General features: G+C 73.3%; 13 protein-coding genes. 7 read left to right on the top strand and 6 right to left on the bottom strand.

The genetic code is table 11. The features are described from left to right. The first annotated feature begins 155 nt into the window (after positions 1-155). From PT931_RS34890 to PT931_RS34900, 3 genes are all read left to right on the top strand, one after another. Positions 156-590: a YdeI/OmpD-associated family protein gene (locus tag PT931_RS34890; RefSeq protein WP_456249992.1), complete on the top strand. Its 435-nt coding sequence runs from the start codon at positions 156-158 to the stop codon at positions 588-590. A 300-nt stretch (positions 591-890) separates the two neighbouring features. Further along, on the top strand, positions 891-2,870 hold the full coding sequence (locus tag PT931_RS34895; protein WP_456250061.1) for a primosomal protein N': 1,980 nt from the start codon (positions 891-893) through the stop codon (positions 2,868-2,870). A gap of 337 nt (positions 2,871-3,207) precedes the next feature. Then, entirely contained in the window at positions 3,208-3,945 is a 738-nt protein-coding gene (locus PT931_RS34900) for a protealysin inhibitor emfourin (protein ID WP_456249993.1), read from the top strand. 134 nt (positions 3,946-4,079) lie between these two features. Here PT931_RS34900 and PT931_RS34905 read toward each other — a convergent pair whose 3' ends face one another. From PT931_RS34905 to PT931_RS34930, 6 genes are read right to left on the bottom strand one after another with little or no spacing between them, the layout of a single operon-like run. Continuing rightward, a complete protein-coding gene (locus PT931_RS34905) occupies positions 4,080-4,751 on the bottom strand; it encodes a gamma-glutamyl-gamma-aminobutyrate hydrolase family protein (RefSeq protein WP_456249994.1) in 672 nt (223 codons plus the stop codon). After that, a complete protein-coding gene (locus PT931_RS34910; protein ID WP_456249995.1) occupies positions 4,751-5,515 on the bottom strand; it encodes a 3-oxoacyl-ACP reductase in 765 nt (254 codons plus the stop codon). The genes PT931_RS34905 and PT931_RS34910 overlap by 1 nt, the downstream gene beginning before the upstream one ends. Then, on the bottom strand, positions 5,512-6,861 hold the full coding sequence (locus PT931_RS34915; RefSeq protein WP_456250062.1) for an aldehyde dehydrogenase family protein: 1,350 nt from the start codon (positions 6,859-6,861) through the stop codon (positions 5,512-5,514). The genes PT931_RS34910 and PT931_RS34915 overlap by 4 nt, the downstream gene beginning before the upstream one ends. A 38-nt stretch (positions 6,862-6,899) precedes the next feature. Beyond that, the gene (locus tag PT931_RS34920) at positions 6,900-8,219 is read right to left on the bottom strand and encodes a glutamine synthetase family protein (RefSeq protein WP_456249996.1); all 1,320 of its coding nucleotides are present in this window, start codon (positions 8,217-8,219) and stop codon (positions 6,900-6,902) included. Positions 8,220-8,236: 17 nt separating this feature from the next. Beyond that, a complete protein-coding gene (locus tag PT931_RS34925) occupies positions 8,237-8,947 on the bottom strand; it encodes a FadR/GntR family transcriptional regulator (protein ID WP_363731939.1) in 711 nt (236 codons plus the stop codon). Between the two features lie 43 nt (positions 8,948-8,990). Then, positions 8,991-10,526 (bottom strand): amino acid permease, encoded by a 1,536-nt coding sequence (locus PT931_RS34930; protein WP_456249997.1) that lies wholly within the window; start codon positions 10,524-10,526, stop codon positions 8,991-8,993. Between the two features lie 191 nt (positions 10,527-10,717). Between PT931_RS34930 and PT931_RS34935 the strand changes: the two genes are divergently transcribed. The 4 genes from PT931_RS34935 (at position 10,718) to PT931_RS34950 (ending at position 15,521) form a co-directional block, all read left to right on the top strand. Further along, positions 10,718-11,446, top strand: coding sequence for a helix-turn-helix domain-containing protein (locus tag PT931_RS34935; RefSeq protein WP_456249998.1), 729 nt, complete (start codon positions 10,718-10,720; stop codon positions 11,444-11,446). Further along, positions 11,443-12,687, top strand: coding sequence for an MFS transporter (locus tag PT931_RS34940; RefSeq protein WP_363731934.1), 1,245 nt, complete (start codon positions 11,443-11,445; stop codon positions 12,685-12,687). The genes PT931_RS34935 and PT931_RS34940 overlap by 4 nt, the downstream gene beginning before the upstream one ends. A gap of 537 nt (positions 12,688-13,224) precedes the next feature. Next, positions 13,225-14,175, top strand: coding sequence for a methionyl-tRNA formyltransferase (gene fmt, locus PT931_RS34945; protein ID WP_456249999.1), 951 nt, complete (start codon positions 13,225-13,227; stop codon positions 14,173-14,175). Next, positions 14,103-15,521 carry an RsmB/NOP family class I SAM-dependent RNA methyltransferase gene (locus PT931_RS34950; protein ID WP_456250000.1) on the top strand — a complete coding sequence of 473 codons (1,419 nt, stop codon included), beginning with the start codon at positions 14,103-14,105 and terminating at the stop codon, positions 15,519-15,521. Before fmt ends, PT931_RS34950 begins: the two co-directional genes overlap by 73 nt. Positions 15,522-15,578: the final 57 nt, after the last annotated feature.

Raw genomic sequence — 15,578 nt, forward strand, 5'->3', positions numbered from 1 at the left:
CGACGCGGCACGTGCCGCGTCGTCCCGGCCCCGGGCTGTCGAGCCATGACGCTGGCCCGGGACGGGAGTCGTCGGGCCGTGCGTGATGATGGAGCGGTCATCGATCGGGGGCGGGCGGCGTCCGTGGCGCGCCAGCAGGACAGTGGGAGAACACGATGAAGTTTCTGGCCCAGGTCGAGCCGCCCGAGCCCATGCGGGGCCTGGAAGTGCCGCCCGAGGTCGTCGAGGCGCTCGGCGGGGGCGCCCGGCCGCCGGTGACCATCACGGTCAACGGGCACTCCTGGAAGAGCCGGGTCGCCATCCTGCGCGGCCGCCACCTGCTCGGCCTCAGCAACGCCCACCGGCGGGCCGCCGGGGTCGAGATCGGCGAGGAGGTCGAGGTCGAGGTGGAACTCGACACCGAGCCGCGCGTCGTCGTCGAGCCCGCCGACTTCGCCCGGGCGCTGGACGCCGACCCGGTCGCCCGCGCCGCGTACGACAACCTCGCGTACAGCCACAAGCGCGAGCATGTGCACGCCATCGAGAGCGCGAAGAAGCCCGAGACGCGTCAGCGGCGGATCGAGAAGGCCATCGCCACCCTGCGGGGCTGAAGCCGGTGCCGCTGCGGCCGGCGCTCCCGATGCTGGCGGCTCCAGCGCCCGGGCGTCGGCCCGCGCGCACGTTCTGGGCGACACGTCGCGGCGACGCCGGGCCGTGGTGCGGCGTGGGTCGGTCGGGTCGGGTTCGGCTCGGATCGGGGGAAAGTCGTAGGGGTCTGGTAGGACTGGGGCGTGACTGAAGACGGGCTGTTCGAGCTGCCGGCCGTGGCCGCGCCCAAGGGGGCCCGCCCGGCGGTCGGGGCGCCCGCGTCGAAGACCCCCGCGGAGCGGCTGCCCGTCGCCCGGGTGTGCGTGGACCTGGCGTTGCCGCACCTCGACCGGCCGTTCGACTACCTGGTGCCCGCGAGCATGGACGCGAAGGTCGTGGTGGGCGGGCGGGTCCGGGTGCGGTTCGCCGGCCAGAAGGTCGACGGGTACGTGCTGGACCGGGTCGCCGCCAGCGAGCACGCCGGCAATCTGTCCTTCCTGGAGCGGGCGGTGTCCGCCGAGCCCGTGGTGTCCCCGGAGATCGCCCGGCTGGCCAGGGCCGTCGCGGACCGGTACGCGGGGAGTCTCGCCGACGTGCTGCGGCTCGCGGTTCCGCCCCGGCACGCCCGCGCGGAGGCCGCCGTCCCGCCGCGCGCGACGCCGGAGGAGGCCGCCGCGGCACCGGGCGGATCCGGTGCGCCGGCGTTTCCGGCGACGGGTGGGTGGGCGGCGTATCCGGCGGGGGCGGCGTTCCTGCGCGCGCTCGCCGACGGGCGGGCGCCCCGGGCGGTGTGGACGGCCACGCCGGGGGAGGACTGGGCGGCCCGGTGCGCCGAGGCGGTCGCCGCGACCCTGTCGGGTGGGCGGGGGGCGGTGGTCGTGGTGCCCGACGGCCGGGACCTGAACCGGCTCGACCGGGCGCTCGTCGCGCTGCTCGGTGCGGGCCGGCATGTGGCGTTGTCGGCGGCGACGGGGCCGGAGGAGCGGTACACCCGGTTCGTGACGGCGTTGCGGGGGCACGTCCGGGCGGTGATCGGGACCCGGGCGGCGATGTTCGCGCCGGTGGCCGACCTGGGGCTCGTGGTCATCTTCGACGACGGCGACGACGTGCACGCCGACCCGCACGCGCCGTATCCGCACGCCCGGGAGGTGCTGCTCACCCGTGCCGAGCTGGCCGGGGCGGCGGCGCTGGTCGCGGGCCACTCCCGGACCGCAGAGGGGCAGCTGCTGCTCGCGACGGGCTGGGCGAAGGAGCTGACCGCGGACCGGGAGTCCCTGCGGGCCCGCGCGCCCCGGGTCGTGACGACGGGCGATGACGTGCAGCAGTCCCGGGACGCCGGGGCGACGAGTTCGCGGTTGCCGAGCGTGGCGCTGCAGGCGGCCCGGGCCGCGCTGGCCGCCGGGCGCCCGGTGCTGGTCCAGGTGCCGCGCCGGGGGTACATCCCGGCCGTGGCCTGCGAGACGTGTCGGGCCCCGGCCCGGTGTCCGCACTGTTCGGGGCCGTTGGCGTTGGAGTCCGGCGTGCTGGGGGGGACGGCGGGGGTCGGCGGCGCGTCGCCGGAGCACTCGGGGCCGAGCTGCCGGTGGTGCGGGCGGGGAGCGACGGGTTTCGCCTGTCCGCACTGCGGGGGCCGCCGGCTGCGCGCGTCGGTGGTGGGCGCGCGGCGGACGGCGGACGAGATGGGGCGGGCCTTCGCGGGTGTGCCGGTGCGGACGTCGGGGCGCGGCGAGCTGCTGGACACGGTCCCGGACGGCCCGGCGCTGGTGGTGGCCACGCCGGGGGCCGAGCCGGTGGCCGACGCGGGCTACGGGGCGGTGCTGCTGCTGGACACCTGGGCGTTGCTGACCCGGGCGGATCTGCGGGCCGGTGAGGAGGCGCTGCGGCGGTGGCTGTCGGCGGCCGCCCTGGCGCGCGCGGACGGCACGGTGGTGATCGTCGCGGACGCGTCCGTACCCGTCGTGCAGGCTCTGGTCCGGTTTGATCCGGCGTGGTATGCGGGCCGTGAGCTGGACGAACGCGCCGAGTTGGGCTTTCCGCCGGCCGTGCGGGTCGGCAGCCTCACCGGGTCGCCGGCCGCCATCGCCGACCTGCTGGCCGGCGCGCGGTTGCCGCAGGGGGTCGACGAGCTCGGTCCGGTGCCGGTGCTCGGCGGCGACGAGGGGGTGGAGCGGCTGCTGCTGCGGGTGCCCCGGTCGACGGGGCCGGCTCTGGCGCGGGCGCTGCACGAGGCGGCGGGGGTCCGCAGCGCGCACCGGGCGAAGGAGCCGGTCCGGATCCAGGTGGACCCGTTGGAACTCCTGTAGCGGTCGGCCGCGGCGACCCGGACGACTCCGGGGTTGCGGCGCCGGTGGCCGGCTCCGGGCGGTGCGGCGTCGCTCGACCCCCCGCCGTGCCAACGGGGAGTGCTGGTGGACTCACTCCACGTGTGGGACTTCTCACTAAAGGCGATGGAACCATTTCGGAGTGTAACTCCAGTGAGGTCCACTATGGCAGGTCAGTGCGCCACGGGCGGTCCGCTGTCACATGTTCGTACAAAAATGAAACGCTTTCCATAAAATTGCCTTAAGAAAGCGTGTTTGCGGTGGATCATCCACAACGACACTCTGATGCGTGACATCCCAACGTGTGGAAGGAATTGTCATGCGTCAGTCCCTCACCCGTACGGCCCGGAACCTGGTCGCCGTCATGGGTGCGCTCCTGATCGGTGCGGGCGTCGCGGCCGTCCCCGCGTCCGCCGCCACCCCGGCCCGCGCCCAGAGCGTGACCCTGGAGCAGACCGGCGGCCTGGCCGGCGTACAACGCCGGTACACCGTCGACACCTCGACCTCCGACACCCGGCGTGACCCGCTGCTGGCGTCGGTGGCCCGCCCCGACTTCCTGGCCCTGGAGCCCAGCTACGTCACCGACGACACCTGCTGCGACCGCTTCGTCTACGAGCTGACCGTCCGCTACCCGAGCGGGCACGTGAAGTCCGTGGTCACCGTGGACGGCGGCGGCGCCCCCGAGCTGGTCGGGGACGTGATCGAGCGGACCATGGCCGTGGGCGCGGTCCGCGAGGTGACGCCCCAGCGGTCGCTGCTGTTCGTCCAGCGCGCCGAGGACGGCTGGTCCCTGCCGGACCGGTGGCTGGTCGACTGCCCCGCGTCGGGGGCGACCGCGCCGGTGTGCGCGGAGCTGACGGCGCGCACGGAGGCGGCGCTCGCGCCCGTCCCGCCCGGCACGGCCTGCACCCGGATCTGGGGCGGCCCGCAGACGGCCCGGGTCCTCGGGGTGTGGCACGGCCGGTGGGTCGACGCCTCCTTCACCCGGCGCGGCGGTTGCGAGATCGCCCGCTGGGACCAGGCCGCCGCGCTGCTGACGCCACCCACGCAGCGGTAGCGGCCGGTGGTGGCCCCCGATCTGAGGGGGCCGGGGGCCGCCACCCCGAAATGGCGCGGGCCCGGAGCGAACAGCGCTCCGGGCCCGCCCGCACGATCAACCCCACACCCTCATCCGGGTACGCCGGGCACCGGTCACCGGGCCGCGCGCACCAACGCCTCGAACAGCGCCCCGTCCCCCAGCTCCTCCGGATGCCACTGCACCCCGAGCCGGAACGCCCGCCCCGGATCCTCCAGCACCTCGATCACCCCGTCCGCCGACCACCCGGTGGCCGTCAGCGTCCCCGGGTCGGCCACCCCCTGGTGGTGGTAGGCGTTGACCTCCCCGGCGGGCCCGAGAATGGACTCCGCCAGGCTCCCGGCGGCGAACCGCACGGGGTGCGACCCGTACCGGCCGGGTTCGGGCTGGTGGTCGGTGTGCCCCACCTCGTCGGGCAGGTGCTGGAACAGGGTGCCGCCCGCCGCCACGGCCATCACCTGCATGCCCCGGCAGACGCCGAGGACGGGCAGGTCGCCGGCCGCGGCCAGCAGCGCGAGTTCGCTCTCGTCGCGGTCGGGCCGGGTGACGGTCAGCGGGTGCGGGTCGGCCCCGTACCGGGCGGGGGACACGTCCGCCCCGCCCGCCAGGATCAGCCCGTCGAGCCGGGTGAGGATCTCCGGGGACGGGTCGGGGGGCAGCACCACCGGGTGCCCGCCGGCCGCCGTCACGCACTCCACGTACGTGGCGGGGATCAGCACGGCGGGCACGGACCAGACCGACCAGCTGGCCGGTTCCCGGTACGCGGTGATGCCGATGACGGGCCGCATCACAGCGGGGTGACGTAGGCGCCGGTGATCCCGCCGTCCACCACGAACGTGTTGGCGGTCATGAACGAGGAGTCGTCGCTGGCCAGGAACGCGACGGCCGCCGCGATCTCCGACGGTTCGGCGAACCGGCCGAGCGGCACGTGCACGAGCCGGCGGGCGGCGCGCTCCGGGTCGGAGGCGAACAGTTCCTTGAGCAGGGGGGTGTTCACCGGTCCGGGGCACAGGGCGTTGACCCGGATGCCCTGGCGGGCGAACTGCACACCCAGCTCGCGGGTCATGGACAGCACCCCGCCCTTGGACGCCGAGTACGAGATCTGCGAGGTGGCCGCGCCCATCAGCGCCACGAACGAGGCGGTGTTGATGATGGAGCCCTTGCCCTGCGCGATCATGTACGGCAGCGCGTACTTGCAGCCGAGGAACACGCTGGTCAGGTTGACCTTCTGCACCCGCTCCCAGGCGTCGAGCCCGGTGTCGAGGATCGAGTCGTCGTCGGGGGGCGAGATGCCGGCGTTGTTGAACACGATGTCCAGCGAACCGAGTTCGGCGACGACCTCGGCGAACATGTCGCGGGTACCCGCCTCGTCGGTGACGTCGAGGACCTTGAAGATCCCGCCGACCTCCTTCGCGGCGGCCTCACCGGCGTCGGCGGAGATGTCCACCGCGACGACCCGGGCGCCCTCCTCGGCGAACCGGCGGGCCGTGGCCAGCCCGATGCCGCTCCCGGCGCCGGTGATGACGGCCACCCTGCCCTGCAGACGAGTCATGATTCCTCCGTACTGATGAAGACGTTCTTGACATCGGTGAACGCGGCCAGGGCGTCGGGCCCCAGCTCACGGCCGAATCCTGACTGTTTCGCGCCGCCGAACGGTGTCCAGTACCGCACGGACGAGTGGGAGTTGACGCTGAGGTTGCCGGCGTCCACGGCGCGCGCGACCCGCAGTGCCCGGCCGACGTCGCGGGTCCAGATGGAACCGGCGAGGCCGTACTCGGTGTCGTTGGCGAGCCGGACCGCGTCGGCCTCGTCGGTGAACGGCAGCACCGACACGACGGGGCCGAACACCTCCTCGCGCCAGGCGGCGTCGGACGGGCCGGCGGTCTCCAGCACGGTCGGCGGGAACCAGAACCCGGGCCCGTCGGGTACCGAGCCCTGGAAGGCGACCTTCGCGCCGGACACATGGGACGAGACCCGCGCGTGGTGCGCGGCGGACACCAGAGGCCCCACCTCGGAGGACGGGTCCGTCGGGTCGAGCACCTTCACGCCCCGCACGGCCGTCTCGAAGTGCGCCATGAACTCGTCGTAGACCGAGGCCTGGACGAGGATCCGGGACCGCGCGCAGCAGTCCTGCCCGGCGTTGTCGAACACGGCGTAGGGCGCGGTCGCGGCGGCCTTGGCCAGGTCGGAGTCCGCGAAGACGATGTTCGCGTTCTTGCCGCCCAGCTCCAGGGTGACCCGTTTGACCTGGTCGGCGCACCCGGCCATGATCTGCTTGCCGACCCGGGTGGACCCGGTGAAGCAGATCTTCCGGACCAGCGGGTGGGTCACGAAGCGCTGCCCGACGACCGGCCCGTCGCCGGGCAGCACGGTGAACACGCCCTCGGGAATCCCCGCTTCCAGGGCGAGTGCGGCCAGGCGCAGCGCCGTCAGCGGCGTCCACTCGGCCGGCTTGAGCACCACCGTGTTGCCCGCCGCCAGGGCCGGGGCGAACCCCCACGCGGCCACCGGCATCGGGAAGTTCCACGGCACGATGATGCCCACGACCCCGAGCGGCTCGGCGAACGTGACGTCCAGCCCGCCGGGCACCGGGATCTGCCGGCCGAACAGCCGCTCCGGCGCGCCCGCGTAGTAGTGCAGCACGTCGCGGACGTTGCCGGCCTCCCACCGGGCGTTGCCGATGGTGTGCCCGGCGTTGGCGACCTCCAGCTGCGCCAGCTCCTCGACGTGGTCGTCGACGAGGCCCGCGAACCGGCGCAGCAGCCGGGCCCGGTCGCCCGGGGACACGTGCCGCCACGACCCGAAGGCCTGGTGCGCGCGGAGAATGGCGGCGTCGGCCTCCTCGACGGTCGTCGCCGGGACGGCCGCGATCTGCTTCTCCGTGGCCGGATTGATGATCTGGTACTCGTGCCGGACCGCCGGCCCCTCGTGAAGCGTCACAGCCGTTCGAACCCTCTCTTCAGCTCCCAGTCGGTGACCGCCGCGTCGTACGCGGCCAGCTCCACCCGGGCGTTGTTCGCGTAGTGCGCCACGACGTCCTCGCCGAACGCGTCCTTGGCCAGCGTCGAGCCCTCCCACAGCCCGAGCGCGTCGCGCAGGTTCGCCGGCACGGTGGGGGAGTCGGAGTCGTAGGCGTTGCCGACGAACTCCTCCTGCGCCGGCGCGTCCCCGGACAGCCCGTGCAGCGCGCCCGCGATCAGCGCCGCGATGGCCAGGTACGGGTTCACGTCGGCCCCCGGTACCCGGTTCTCCACCCGCAGCGAGGGCCCGTGGCCGACGACCCGCAGGGCGCAGGTCCGGTTGTCGCGGCCCCAGCGCAGCGCGGTCGGGGCGAAACTGCCCGGCTGGTACCGCTTGTAGCTGTTGACGTTCGGCGCGTACATGAGGGAGAACTCGCGCATCGTGGCCAGCAGGCCGGCGTTGACCCGGTCGATCACCTCGGTCATCACGGGCCGGTCGTCGAGGTCGCGGAGCGAGAAGTGGATGTGGCAGGAGTTGCCCTCGCGCTCGTTGGGCTTGGCCATGAAGGTCAGGGCCATGCCCTCCTGCGCGGCGATCTCCTTGGCCCCGTTCTTGTACACGGAGTGGCCGTCGGCGGCGGTGAGCGCGTCGGCGTACCGGAACGCGATTTCGTGCTGGCCGAGGTTGCACTCGCCCTTGGCGCTCTCCGGGATCAGGCCCGCGCCGTACATCTCGTTGCGGATCCGGCGCAGCAGCGGCTCGACCCGCGCGGTGCCGAGCAGGGAATAGTCCACGTTGTACAGATTGGCCGGGCTCAGGTCGCGGTAGCCGCGCTGCCAGGCCTCCTCGTAGGTGTCGAGGTAGAGCACGAACTCCAGCTCGGTACCCGCGAAGGCGGTGTAGCCCGCGTCGCGCAACCGGTCGAGCTGGCGGCGCAGGATCTGCCGGGGGCTGGCCGCGACGGGGGTGCCGTCGTGGTTGGCCAGGTCGGCGATGACCAGCGCGGTGCCGGGCTGCCACGGGGTGCGGCGCAGGGTGGAGAAGTCGGGGACCATGGCGAAGTCGCCGTAGCCCGTGGACCAGGAGGACATCTCGTAGCCGTCGACGGTGTTCATCTCGACGTCGACGGCCAGCAGGTACGCGCAGCCCTCCGCGCCGTTGGGCACCGTGTCGGCCAGGAAGAAGGGGGCGTGGAATCGCTTGCCCTGGAGTCGCCCCTGCATGTCGACGACCGCCACCACGACGGTGTCGATCTCGCCACTGGCGACCAGTGCTCTCAGTTCGTCGAGCTCCATGCGTTCACCTTAATGGTCTAATCGCGATCCAAAAAGCCCCTCAGGAGGGCGGATGTTCCTTCGCAGTGCTCGGCCATCTCCTCGCGCGCCTTCACGGCGTCCCCGGCGAGGATGGCCTCCACGATCCGGGTGTGCTGGTCGTCGGAGTGGTCGAGGTTGCGGCGCAGCACCGGGATCGCGGCCAGTAGCCGGTCCAGGGTGAGCTGCACGTCGGCCACCGCCGCGGCGAGCGACGGCGAACCGCTGGCGGCGGCGATGGCCAGGTGCAGCCGGGAGTCGGCGATCCGCCGGCCGACCGGGTCCCGCGACCGGGAGACCGCCAGGCAGCCCACCAGGTGCTGGCGGTCGGAGGCCGGCAGGGTGCGGCCGGCGGCCAGGGCGGCGGCCCCCGGCTCGATCACCCAGCGGAAGTCCAGCGCGTCGGTCAGGTCCGAGCCCATCGAGCGGGCCAGGGTCGCCGCGTCCTCGTGCGGGAGGTCCCCCGCGTACAGGACGAACGTGCCCCCGGCCCGGCCCCGGCGGGACTCCAGGAGCCCCGCCTCGCGCAGCGCCCCGATCGCCTCCCGGAGCGTCACCCGGCTGACCCGCAGTTTCTCGGCCAGTTCCCGCTCGGGGGGCAGCCGCTCACCGGCGGGCACCACCCCGAGCCGGATCGCCTGGGCGAGCCGTTCCACGGTCAGCTCGAAGGCGTTGCCGCCGCGGACCGGTCGCCACATTCCATCTGTCACGCGCCCATTCTCACCTAGTCACCGGCCGGATGGCCGGCCTTGGCTACCCGGACCGCCCGCCGTCGTGCTCGCCGACCCCGGCGGTGCGCTTCCCGGACTCCGGGGCGTGCGCCAGGTCGACGTTGGTCCGGGGTCCGGTGAACCACCGGCGCGCGCTGGCGAACCACCACAGGGCCGCCCCGCCGAGCACGATCAGCACCGTGACCGGCGCGTAGTTGAACGTGTCGACCGTGATCGGGTAGTACGGCGGGAGGACGAACAGCACCACGATGAACGCCGTCCACAGCACCGCCAGCCAGCCGATCGGCTTGCTCCACCGGCCCAGGTTCCACGGTCCGACCGGGAAGTCCTTCGTCCGCAGCCGCAGGAAGACCGGCGTGATGTAGGAGATGTACAGCCCGATCACGGCCACCGAGGTCGCGGCCAGGTAGGCGGTGAAACTCCAGATCGCGGGGAGCAGCAGCACCACCGAGCAACCCACGCAGAGCCAGATCGAGTTCGTGGGGGTACCGGTGCGCGCGTTGACCTTCTTCCACAGTCGCGAACCGGGCAGCGCGCCGTCCCGGGCGAACGCGTACGCCATCCGGGAGTTCGCCGTCACCGACGCCATGCCGCAGAAGAACTGGGCGACGAGCACGATGAACAGCAGGACCCGGCCCAGGGTGTCCCCGGTCGCGTCGATGAAGATCTGCGCGGGCGGGAAGCCGGTCGGGCTGGCCAGCTGCGCGTCGTAGTCCCCGATCGCGGCGGTCACGGCCACCAGCAGCACGAAACCGGCGATCAGGGAGACGACCACGGAGCTGACGATGCCGCGCGGGGCGGTGCGGGCCGCGTCCTTGGTCTCCTCGGCGACGTGCGCGCTGGCGTCGTACCCGGTGAAGGTGTACTGCGCCATCAACAGTCCCATCAGGAACGCGTAGACCGCGGCGAACGGCCCCGTCCACCCGGTGGCGTTGTACGTCTCGGTGAACACGTCCCCGAGCGACTTGTGCTGGTCGGGGACGAAGACGAGCACCCCGACGATCACGGCCACCCCGACGATGTGCCACCAGGCGCTGATGTCGCTGAGCAGCCGGACCAGGCTCACCCCGAACGTGTTGAGCAGGCCGTGGGTAATGATGATCACCAGGAACAGGGCGAACGTGCCCGGCAGCGTGACCGTCCAGCCCAGGGTCAGGCTCAGGAACGCCGCCGTGGTCATCGCCGCGCCGTAGTCGATCGCGGCGGTCACGGCGAACTCGCCGACGAAGTTGAACCAGCCGACGAACCAGGACCAGGCGGACTTGTTCCGCTTGGCCAGGGCGTGGGTCCACCAGTACAGGGCGCCGGCCGTCGGGTACGCCGAGCAGACCTCGGCCATCGACAGCGCCACCAGGATCACGCCGCCGCCGACCAGCAGCCAGCCGAGCGTGATCGACATCGGACCGCCGGCCTTCATGGCGATCCCGTACGAGGTCAGACAGCCCGCCAGCACCGAGATGATCGAGAACGAGACGGCGAAGTTGGAGAAACCGGACAGTCCCCGGTGCAACTCCTGTTTGTAGCCGAGCTGAGCGAGCCTTTCCTCATCCGAACTCATGTGTGCTCCTCCTCACAGGTATGTGGGGAGATGCTTCGCCCCGTGAAGATCAAAGTCAATATCTGGACGGCTAAAAAGTCACCTGACCCATACCTTTTAACGGCGGGGAAACACTTCCGGATCCGGGGCGGCGGGGTCCAGTACCCAAAGAAGTGGTTGCAAAGGAGTCTTTGCATCGCTATCTTTGCGGCATGACCGACGATCCCGTGGTGCTCGACCCCCGCCTGCTGCGCGGCCTCGCCCACCCGCTCCGCGTCCGCCTGCTGGAACTGCTGCGCGTCGACGGCCGGTCCACCGCCACCCGGCTCGCCGAGCGCCTCGGCCAGTCCAGCGGCGCGACCAGCTACCACCTGCGCCAACTCGCCGAGTACGGGTTCGTGGAGGAGGACCCCGAGCAGGGCGCCGGCCGCGAGCGCTGGTGGCGGGCCGCGCACCCGACCACCACCCTCGACAAGGACTCCGGCGTCACCCTCGCCGAGGCGGAGGGCTACCTGCGCGCCGTCGCCGCGTCCTACTCGGTGCGGGTCGGCCGGTTCCTCGACGCCATGACCACGATGCCGGAGGAGTGGAAGGCCGCGTGGACGATGTCGGACACCCGGCTGCAGCTCAGCCCGGACCAGGCCTCCGAGCTCAAGGCGGAGATGTTCCAGGTGCTGGCGAAGTACCGGCGGACGGAGCCCGGGGTCGCCGGGCCCGAGGGGACCGCGCCCACCGTGGTCCAGTGGTACGTGCTGCCCGAGCCGGGCTACTCGTCGGACCTGCCCGGGGCCGTGGCCGGCGACGCCTCGCCCGGGAACGGTCCGGAACATGCGGTGACCCCCGAGGCGGGGGCCGAGGGTTCGGTGCCCGGGACCGGCGAGGCCAGAGACCAGTCCGTGGCGTCCGGGGCCGGCGACCAGGCCGGGGACGGCCCCCGATGAGGCGCTTCCCGTTCGCCGGCATCCTCGTCGCCCGGTCCGTGTCCCGGATCGGCAGCCTGATGACCTTCATCGCCATCCCGTGGTTCGTGCTCGTCACCACCGGCAGCGCCACCAAGGCCGGCGTCGTGGCCGCCGCCGAGATGGCCCCGTTCGTGCTCGCCGGCCTGTTCGGCGGGCCGTGGATCGACCACTGGGGCGCGCGCCGGGTCAGCATCGTCACCGACCTGGCCAGCGGGGCGGCCGTGGCGGCCCTGCCGGCGCTGTACCACGCCGACGCCCTGAGTTTTCCGGTGTTCCTCGCCCTGGTGGCCGTCGCCGGCACCCTGCGCGGGCTCGGCGACACCGCCAAGAGCGCGATCGTGCCCCGGGCCATCGCGGCCTCCGGGGTCGAGACCACCCGGGCCGCCACGATCCAGGACGGGGTGCACCGGCTGTCCGGGCTGCTCGGGCTGCCCATGGCAGGCGTGCTGGTCGGCTGGATCGGCGCGGCCGAGGTGCTCTACGTCGACGCCGCCTCGTTCGTGGTCTGCGCGCTGCTCGTGGCCCTGTTCGTCCGGGTCGACGCGGCCCCGGCGGAACCGGCCGACCGCGAGCCGTACCTGCGGGCCCTGCGCGGCGGCGTCACCTACCTGCGCGGCGACCGGCTCGTCCTGGCCCTGTCGCTGATGGTGCTCGCCACGAACCTGTTCGACCAGGCGTTCGCGGCCGTGTACACCCCGGTCTGGGCGCACGACGTGCTGCACGACCCGTACGCGCTCGGCTTCGTCGGCGGCTCCTTCGCCCTGGGCGCGGTCCTCGGCAACCTGGGGTACGTGGCCCTGGCCCCCCGGCTGCCCCGGTACCTCACCTTCGCGGTGTGTTTCCTGGTCGGCGGCGGCACCCGGTTCCTGTCCATGGCGTTCGGCGGCGGGATCTGGCCGGTGGTGATCGTCGGGTTCGCCGCCGGCGTGGCCATGTCGACCGTGAACCCGATCATGTCCGCGATCCTGTACGAGCGGGTGCCCGAGGCGATGCAGGCCCGGGTGTTCGGGCTGGTCGGGGCGGTGGCGTCGGCGGGGATCCCGCTGGGCAGCCTGCTCGGCGGGGGCCTGGTGTCGGCGGTCGGGCTGCGGTGGGCGCTCATCGCGACCGGGGTGCTGTACGGGCTGGTGACCGTGTGTCCGTTGGTGTTCCCGACGTGGCGGGGGATCGACCGGGCCCCGGCCGCCGCGCCGGAACCGGAACTGGTCGCGAGCCGCTGACGGCCGGAGGCGCAATCCGGTCGCGGGCCGCTGGCGGCCGGAGCCGGAATCCGGTCGCGGGCCGCCGCCAGGCCGGGACCGGTGGCGGCCCGCCGGACCGGATGCGCCGGACCGGGAACCGGAACCCGGCCCCGTTCCGATAACGGTCCAGAGCCGGATTCGACCGCGGACTGCGGGCGGTCACCGGCCCGGGGGGCTCGGGGCTCCCGGGCCGGCGACCGCACGACTCGGGGCAGCCCGCCCGAAAACCCACCCGTGACCCTCCGGTTCAGGCCGGCCCCCGGTCACACCCGCCTCCCGGCCACACGGGCCGGGGGCAGCGTGCGACGCCCGCCACCTCGTGCCCCGCGTGCACGGACCGGAACCCACGACGGAAACACCCGGACCCGCGCACACCCGCAAGAGCCGGACACGGGCGCGCTCCCGGAGACCCCGGACACCCTGGGCGCCCGGGTGGGGCGTCCACGCCCGGCGCACCCGGCCCGACCCGTAGACTGGGTCGGTCCAAAACAGCGGAGCGGTGGGGAGTGGTCGACGGTGCGGCTCGTGTTCGCCGGTACCCCCGAGGTCGCCGTGCCCGCCCTCGACGCGATCGCCGCCGACGGCCAGCACGAGATCCTCGCCGTGCTGACCCGCCCGGACGCCCCCGCCGGCCGGGGCAAGAAGCTGCACCGCTCGCCCGTGGGCGCCTGGGCCGACGAGCGCGGCATCGAGGTGCTCACCCCCGCGAAGCCGCGCGAACCGGAGTTCCTGGACCGGCTCAAGGCCCTGGCCCCCGACTGCGTGCCGGTCGTCGCCTACGGCGCGCTCGTGCCCCAGGTGGCCCTGGACATCCCGGCCCGGGGCTGGATCAACCTGCACTTCTCCCTGCTGCCGGCCTGGCGCGGCGCGGCCCCGGTCCAGCACGCCGTCTGGCACGGCGACGAGGTGACCGGCGCGAGCGTCTTCCAGCTGGAGGCGGGCCTGGACACCGGCCCTGTTTTCGGCACCCTGACCGAGACGGTCCGGCCGACCGACACGTCCGGCGACCTGCTCGGCCGGCTCGCGCTCTCGGGTGGCGGGCTGCTGGTGCAGGTGCTGCACGGGATCGCCGCCGACGCGCTGCGCGCCGTGCCGCAGCCGGCCGACGGGGTCAGTCTGGCCCCGAAGATCACCGTGGAGGACGCGGCCGTCGTCTGGTCGGAGCCGGCGTTCGCCGTCGACCGCCGGATCCGGGCCTGCACCCCCGCGCCGGGCGCGTGGACCACCTTCCGGGGCGAGCGGATCAAGCTCGCGCCGGTCACGATCGCACGAGAGCCGCTGGCCCCGGGCGAGATCTCAGTTCAGAAGAACAATGTGTACGTAGGGACGGGAACGACATCAGTACTACTCGGCGAGGTCAGGGCCCAGGGCAAGAAGGCGATGGAGGCCGGCGCGTGGGCGCGGGGCGTCCGGATCGAGGCGGGGGAGAGGCTCGGGGGCCCGCCAAGCGCCCCAACCTCCCGGTAGACGCGCCCCGGTTCGTCGCCTTCCAGGTCATCCGCGCCGTCTCCGACAACGACGCGTACGCGAACCTGGCGCTGCCGGGTCTGCTCCGCGAGCGCCAGCTGTCCGGCCTGGACGCGGCGTTCGCCACCGAGCTGACCTACGGCACCCTGCGCAGCCTGGGCACCCTGGACCGGATCATCGACCGCAACGTCGACCGCGAACCCGACTCCGCGGTGCGCGACGCGCTGCGGATGGGCGCCTACCAGCTGCTGTACACCCGGGTCCCCCCGCACGCGGCGGTGGACACGACGGTGACCCTGGTCCGGGAGACCGTCAACGACGGGGCGGCGAAGTTCGCCAACGCGATCATGCGCCGGATCTCCGAGCACACCCTCGAGGACTGGCTGACCACGGTCGCGCCGGACGCGGGTGAGAACCCGGCGGGCAACCTGGCGGCGCGGACCGCGCACCCGGAGTGGATCGTGCGGGCGTTCACCGACGCGCTGGGCAAGGACGCCGGGGAGATCACCGCCCTGCTGGAGGCCGACAACGTGCGCCCGCCGGTGCACCTGGCGGCGCGGCCCGGGCAGATCACCCAGGAAGAGCTGATGGCCGAGTCGGGCGGGTCGGCGGGGCAGTGGTCGCCGTACGCGGTGACGTTGGCCGGCGGCGACCCGGGGGCGCTGTCCTCGATTCACAAGGGCCGCTCGCACGTGCAGGACGAGGGCAGCCAGTTGGTCGCCACCGCCGTGGTGAACGTGCCGGTCCAGGGCCAGGACGACCGCTGGCTGGACCTGTGCGCGGGGCCGGGCGGCAAGGCGGGCCTGCTGGGCGCGTTCGGGGCGCAGCGGGGTGCCGACGTGCTCGCCGTCGAGGTCACCGCGCACCGCGCCGAGCTGGTCGCGAAGGCCACCCGGGGCCTGCCGGTGTACGTCAAGCACGCCGACGGCCGCACGGTCGGCGAGGACGCGGACCTGGTGGAGCAGGGTTTCGACCGGGTGCTGGTGGACGCGCCGTGCACGGGGCTGGGCGCGCTGCGCCGCCGCCCGGAGGCCCGGTGGCGCCGGATGCCGTCGGACCTGCCGCCGCTGACGAAGTTGCAGCGCGAGCTGTTGGCCGCCGCCGTGCGCGCGGTCCGGGTCGGCGGGATCGTCGGGTACGTGACGTGTTCGCCGCACGTGACCGAGACCCGGATGACCGTGATGGAGACGCTGCGCAAGTCGAAGATCCCGTTGGAGCTGCTGGACGCGCGGGAGTTCCTGCCGGCCGGGATGCCGGGGCTGGGCGACGGGCCGACGGTGCAGCTGTGGCCGCACCGGCACGGGACGGATGCCATGTTCCTGGCGCTTCTGCGCAGGGTGGGCTAGGGGTCAGCCGGATTCGGTGATCCTACTCACCGAATACATCGTGTGAACTCTCCGTAG

Source organism: Longispora urticae (assembly GCF_053902585.1).

Coding starts and splice junctions, on each gene's coding strand:
- PT931_RS34890 (WP_456249992.1), top strand. CDS start 156: ATGAAGTTTCTGGCCCAGGTCGAGCCGCCCGAGCCCATGCGGGGCCTG.
- PT931_RS34900 (WP_456249993.1), top strand. CDS start 3,208: ATGCGTCAGTCCCTCACCCGTACGGCCCGGAACCTGGTCGCCGTCATG.
- PT931_RS34905 (WP_456249994.1), bottom strand. CDS start 4,751: ATGCGGCCCGTCATCGGCATCACCGCGTACCGGGAACCGGCCAGCTGG.
- PT931_RS34910 (WP_456249995.1), bottom strand. CDS start 5,515: ATGACTCGTCTGCAGGGCAGGGTGGCCGTCATCACCGGCGCCGGGAGC.
- PT931_RS34920 (WP_456249996.1), bottom strand. CDS start 8,219: ATGGAGCTCGACGAACTGAGAGCACTGGTCGCCAGTGGCGAGATCGAC.
- PT931_RS34930 (WP_456249997.1), bottom strand. CDS start 10,526: ATGAGTTCGGATGAGGAAAGGCTCGCTCAGCTCGGCTACAAACAGGAG.
- PT931_RS34935 (WP_456249998.1), top strand. CDS start 10,718: ATGACCGACGATCCCGTGGTGCTCGACCCCCGCCTGCTGCGCGGCCTC.
- PT931_RS34940 (WP_363731934.1), top strand. CDS start 11,443: ATGAGGCGCTTCCCGTTCGCCGGCATCCTCGTCGCCCGGTCCGTGTCC.